Origin of the sequence: Acinetobacter sp. WCHAc060033 (genome assembly GCF_004209125.1) — a bacterium.
Classification (GTDB): domain Bacteria; phylum Pseudomonadota; class Gammaproteobacteria; order Pseudomonadales; family Moraxellaceae; genus Acinetobacter; species Acinetobacter wuhouensis.
In genome coordinates this window covers 1-4,496 of sequence record NZ_SGSW01000097.1, presented here as the reverse complement: position 1 = coordinate 4,496, position 4,496 = coordinate 1, and the positions used below count along the sequence as shown (strand labels likewise).

2 protein-coding genes are annotated in these 4,496 nt (G+C 40.1%); both read left to right on the top strand.

All coding sequences use genetic code 11. From position 1 onward, the window contains the following. Positions 1 to 108: 108 nt before the first annotated feature. Complete coding sequence (locus tag EXE10_RS20175) at positions 109 to 1,272, top strand: efflux RND transporter periplasmic adaptor subunit (protein ID WP_032073150.1); 1,164 nt, start codon at positions 109 to 111, stop codon at positions 1,270 to 1,272. Further along, on the top strand, positions 1,269 to 4,373 hold the full coding sequence (locus EXE10_RS20170; protein WP_270915313.1) for a multidrug efflux RND transporter permease subunit: 3,105 nt from the start codon (positions 1,269 to 1,271) through the stop codon (positions 4,371 to 4,373). The genes EXE10_RS20175 and EXE10_RS20170 overlap by 4 nt, the downstream gene beginning before the upstream one ends. The last annotated feature ends 123 nt before the right edge of the window (positions 4,374 to 4,496 follow it).

Sequence of the window (4,496 nt, the reverse complement as noted above, 5' to 3'; positions counted from 1 at the left end):
CTTTTAATCTCTCCACACAATCTCCACACAATCTCCACACAACATCAGCAATTCATAAACACTGCTATTTCAAAATAGTAGTATCTAAAACCCCCCCTCTGAAAAAGCATGTCAACACATTATCATTTAATAGGTTCAATACTTATTACAACTGTACTTTTAATCGGCTGTACACAAGCCAAAGATGCTGAACAGTCCCCAACAGAAATGCCACCAGCGGTTGTCAGTACCATCACGGTATTACCGCATTCCATGAATTTAATTGAAAATCTTCCAGGCCGTGTTGTCGCTTACCGTATTGCTGAAATTCGCCCGCAAGTAGGTGGAATTGTTGATAAAGTACTTTTTAAGCAAGGCTCTTATGTGCAAGCAGGTCAACCGCTTTTTAAATTGAATTCTGAAATATTTCAGGCAGATGTAAAAAGCAATCAAGCCACTTTAAACCGTGCACAAGCTGAGGTGACACGTTTGCAGGTGCTGTTAAAACGCTACACTGAATTAGTAAAAGTAAATGCGGTTAGTCAGCAGGAATACAACAATACCGAAGCAGATTATCAAAAAGCAAAAGCCGATGTGGCGCAAATGCAAGCCATGTTAAGCAGACAACAACTTAATCTTAAATATGCGACTGTTACAGCCCCTATCTCGGGAACGATTGGTGAAATCTTAGTGACTGAGGGTGCATTAGTTGGTCAAGGTGATACTAATGCAATGGCCGTAATACAACAGATTAATAAAGTCTATGTTGATGTAAAGCAATCAATTAGTGATTATGAAAAACTACAGGAAGCTTTACAGCAAGGTGACGTGTCAAATACCAAACATACGGTTGAAATCCTAAATAGTCAGGGTAAACCTTATAACGTTACAGGTGAAATCCTATTTTCGGATACTAAAGTTGATCCTGATACGGGTGATGTCACAATCCGTATTTTAGCCAATAATGAAAATCAAAAACTTTTGCCAGGCATGTATGTTCGAGTCAATATGAGCCGAGCTCAAGTTGAAAATGCGCTCCTAGTTCCAGAACAAGCGATTCAACATGATATTAGTGGTAAAGCCAATGTTACGATTGTTAATCAAAAAGGTTTAGCGCAAAGCAAGCCTGTTCAGCTTGGTCAACGTTATCAAAATAACTATGTGATCAAACAAGGGTTACAAGCAGGTGAGAAAGTCATTGTTGAAGGGGCTGATCGTATACAGCCTGAGCAAAAATTAAAAATTAAGCAGTGGCAACCTACAAATATTAAGGAAAATGGAGGACAGCAATAATGTCCCAATTTTTCATTAGGCGTCCTATTTTTGCATGGGTGATTGCTTTATTTATTATTCTGTTGGGTGTACTAAGCATCCCCAAGTTACCTATTGCACGATTCCCAAGTGTTGCGCCACCACAGATTAGTATTACGGCAATCTATCCAGGTGCTACGCCAAAAACATTGAATGATAGTGTTGTGACCTTGATTGAGCGGGAAATGTCAGGTGTCAAAAACTTACTTTATTACAGTTCAAGTTCAGATAGTTCTGGAACAGCAACAATCACCGCAACATTTAAACCAGGTACAGATGTAGAACTTGCACAAATTGATGTGCAAAACAAAATTAAAGCCATTGAGTCACGCTTACCTCAAACAGTGCGACAACAAGGGCTGATGGTCGATGCTGCGTCGTCTGGTTTTTTAATGATGGTGGGCTTAAGTTCACCGAATGGCAAATATAGTGAAATTGATGTCAGTGACTATATGACTCGCTATGTGATTGAAGAATTAAAGCGGGTTGACGGTGTTGGTAAAGTCCAAAATTTTGGTGCTGAAAAAGCCATGCGGATTTGGGTCGATCCAGATCGTTTGGTTTCTTATGGATTGAGTATTCAAGATGTGAATACAGCCATCCAAAACCAAAACTTGCCGATATCACCAGGTCGTATTGGTGATGTTCCTGCTTTGACGGGGCAACAAATTACTATTCCTTTAACTGCTCAAGGTCAATTAGAAACTGTAGAGCAATTCAAGAAAATTAGTTTACGTGCTCAACAAAATGGCGCCAATGTTCGACTGTCGGATGTCGCTCGTGTCGAAATCGGGGCACAGATGTATAACTTTGCGATTTTAGAAAATGGCAAAGCCTCTACAGCTGTGGCGATACAAATGAGTCCTGGTGCCAACGCTGTCAAGACTGCAGAAGGTGTTAAAGCGAAAATTGAACAGTTAGGTTCAGCACTGCCTGATGGTATGAAATTCTCTATACCTTACGACACTGCACCTTTTGTAAAAATCTCGATTGAAAAAGTAATCATGACATTGCTTGAAGCTATGGCATTAGTTTTTATTGTCATGTTTATCTTTTTACACAATGTTCGATACACCTTAATTCCGGCGATTGTTGCACCGATTGCATTGCTTGGCACATTCTCAGTCATGCTGCTTGCTGGTTTTTCGATTAATGTGCTGACCATGTTCGGTATGGTGCTTGCGATCGGGATTATTGTCGATGATGCGATTGTGGTCATTGAGAATGTTGAACGCATTATGGCGACAGAAGGCTTATCTCCAGTTGAAGCCACATCTAAAGCCATGAAGGAAATTACCAATCCGATTATTGGCATCACCTTAGTGTTAGCCGCTGTATTCTTGCCGATGGCATTGGCGTCAGGCTCAGTGGGGATTATCTATCGTCAGTTCACCATTACCATGTCGGTTTCAATTTTATTCTCAGCTTTCCTTGCACTGACATTAACCCCTGCGTTATGTGCAACGATGTTAAAACCGATTGATCAAGACCATCAGAAAAAGGGTGTTTTTGCATCGTTTGATCGCAGTTTTGAGAAGCTGAACAATCGCTATGAACGCAGTTTATTTAAAGTAATTAAACATAAAACCCTCGCAATGTTATGTTTCTTAGGCATTGTCATTGTGCTGATTTTTAGTTTTAAACACGTTCCGACTGCGTTTATGCCAGAAGAAGATCAGGGGTGGTTTATGACTTCGATTCAACTTCCTGCGGATGCAACTCAAGAACGTACCCGTAAAGTCGTTGCTGAGTTTCAAAATTATTTAGACCAAGAAACGGGGATTAAAGACAATATGGCGGTCTTAGGTTTTGGTTTTAGTGGATCTGGTCAGAATACAGCGATGTATTTTACCAATCTATTGCCATTCGAAGAGCGTACTATTACGGCACAAGAAGTCGTGAATAATGCCAATATAGCGATGGCTGAAAGTTCAGAAGGTCAAACCATGTCTGTGTTACCACCAGCAATTGATGAATTGGGTAACTCATCTGGTTTTTCACTGAGATTATTAGATCGTGGCAATATTGGCATGCCTGCTTTAAGAGAAGCACAAGATCAGCTTTTAGCATTAGCAGCACAAAGTAAAATCGTGGCGGAGGTCTATCCTGAAGGTTTGCCAGATGGCAGTTCTGTACAGCTTAAAATTGATAGAGATAAATTGCAGGCATTAGGTGTTAATTTCAGTGATGTGACCGATATTATTTCAACCTCAATGGGTTCGATGTATATCAATGATTTTCCAAATCATGACCGTATGCAGCAAGTCATTGTGCAACTTGATGCCAAATCACGCATGAGTATTGAAGATATTCTTCAGATTAAGGTGAACAGTCAAAGCGGTAAATTGGTTTCAATGTCTGAAATAATTACTCCAATTTGGCAACATTCCCCACAACAATACAATCGTTACAACGGTCGTCCATCATTGAGTATTTCTGGCAGTCCAGCAGCAGGTATATCTTCAGGACAAGCCATGACTGAGATGGAAAATTTGATTGAACAACTTCCGAAAGGTGTGGGTTATGAGTGGACTGGGATTTCTCTAGAAGAAAAACAGTCGGAATCACAAACCTTGTTTTTATTACTGTTGTCGATGTTAGTCGTTTTCCTTGTCTTGGCAGCGCTTTATGAAAGCTGGTCAATTCCATTCTCTGTGATGCTAGTTGTCCCTCTAGGGTTGATTGGCGCCTTTTTAGCAGTAATGTTACGTGGTATGCCAAATGATATTTTCTTTAAGGTCGGCATGATCACGATTATTGGTCTATCTGCAAAGAATGCTATTTTGATTGTTGAGTTTGCAAAAGCACTAAGAGAAGAAGGAATGGGTTTAGTGGAGGCAACCGTTGCAGCCGCTAAATTGCGCTTACGTCCAATCCTAATGACATCTTTGGCATTTACCTGTGGCGTTATTCCTTTAGTCATTGCCAGTGGCGCTAGTTCTGAAACTCAAAAAGCGATTGGTACAGGCGTCTTTGGCGGCATGATCAGCGCAACAATTCTAGCTGTTATTTTTGTACCGATTTTCTTTATTGTCGTCATGAGCATGGTTGAGAAATTCTCGAAACGTAAAGCGGCACATTAAGCATCAAAACTGAGAATAAAAGCTGTGGGTTAACGAGTTTAGCCCACAACAAATCTTTCATTTACATCTTTATTTCAGAATTGATTTAATAAACCATCAATATAGGTTTAATCATGAAAGCTA

What these genes read in the sequence shown, in the direction of transcription:
- EXE10_RS20175 (WP_032073150.1), top strand. Translation starts at nt 109, where the DNA reads ATGTCAACACATTATCATTTAATAGGTTCAATACTTATTACAACTGTA.